General features: G+C 33.0%; 1 protein-coding gene. It reads right to left on the reverse strand.

The window, feature by feature from the left end; genetic code table 11:
- Positions 1-733: 733 nt before the first annotated feature.
- A complete protein-coding gene (locus ACSU6B_RS29145; RefSeq protein WP_215007265.1) occupies positions 734-1174 on the reverse strand; it encodes a cell wall hydrolase in 441 nt (146 codons plus the stop codon).
- Positions 1175-1242: the final 68 nt, after the last annotated feature.

Here is a 1242-nt window from a genome sequence, read left to right on the forward strand (position 1 = left end):
CCCTTAATTAAGAAACAGCAACACCTCTGAGTTAAGTTCTTTATTCAATTATAATCATTCTTAAGGTAACCTGCCACGTTAGCACAATAACAAAAAAATGACCGTCCCTTAGACGATTTTATGATTGGGTTCTCCCTGTTTCATAATTTCACAGTAGCCAGATGCGTACTGAATAAGCATAATATATTCTTTGCCTTCAAAAATTACAGGAATACTTTTCACAATTAACACATCCTAAAAGTTTTTATCTAAAATTATATTATTTTTGCATCCTTGTCTGTAGATGATCTGTGAATAAACTCAGCAATCATCCAGGACTTATTGAACAAAACTGGAACTTAAAATGGAATATATTAGTATATGTATATACATTGTATATGTATACGCTTTAATGTATAATTATACTGGGTTGGATGGTAAGTGTGGCCATCATAGTATTTAGCGTAGGTGGGGCTGATACGAACTAAAGCAAGAGCTAGTTGGCTCTTTTTTTATTGGGTAAAATATTTATTAAGATTTTTTTAAACTATTGGAAATATACCCGTTTTTTGAAATCCACTACAAAAGTAACCTTTGTTTTAGTCTTTGGGTGGTCTTGTTCAACTATCGCACCCGTTAGCTTAAGTACAATATTTCACAATCTTGCTTTCTTGGATAAAAACTATTACTAAAAGTTTTACTTTATTTTGTGTAAATATTCTAAATATATAAAAAGCTTACTCATAGAGTAAGCTTAACCGCTATAAACACTATCACATGTTCCAGCTTTTGGTTCATAAAAACAATGTTGTTTAAATTGACCGGATTGAGGTTGATCGTACCATGTTGGAGGGCATGGAGCATGTGGATTAAAATACCAAAGGGCATATTTCGCTGGGTGGTCTCTCCAATAATCCAAATTCTGTTTTGCTAATCTTCTTTCAGCAGTTCTTGATCTTTGATAAAATACATTCCCTTTTTGAACGGCTTCAAAGGAAAAATTTCCTCCTTGTACTTGAAAAACAACTTGGGGAACTGTTCTTAAACCTTTAAAATCTAAACAATTTGCTGCAAGACGATTCACAATTACATTTCCAACATATAACATTCCCTGTTTTCCTTCACCTTCGGCTTCTGCTCTCATCATCCTTGCCATTACGTCAACGTCTGAGCTTCGGTAATTTACTCTTGGCATTTTTCCACCCCCAAAATATAGTATGAAAAAAAGTCTACATTCATGTTATTGTTTATTTAATAAGAATG

This window comes from Neobacillus sp. C211 (assembly GCF_051842875.1).
In the GTDB taxonomy this organism is placed as follows: Bacteria; Bacillota; Bacilli; order Bacillales; family Cytobacillaceae; genus Neobacillus.

Bases quoted from the DNA above. Each gene is read 5' to 3' on its own strand.
- ACSU6B_RS29145 (WP_215007265.1), bottom strand. From the start codon at position 1,174: ATGCCAAGAGTAAATTACCGAAGCTCAGACGTTGACGTAATGGCAAGG.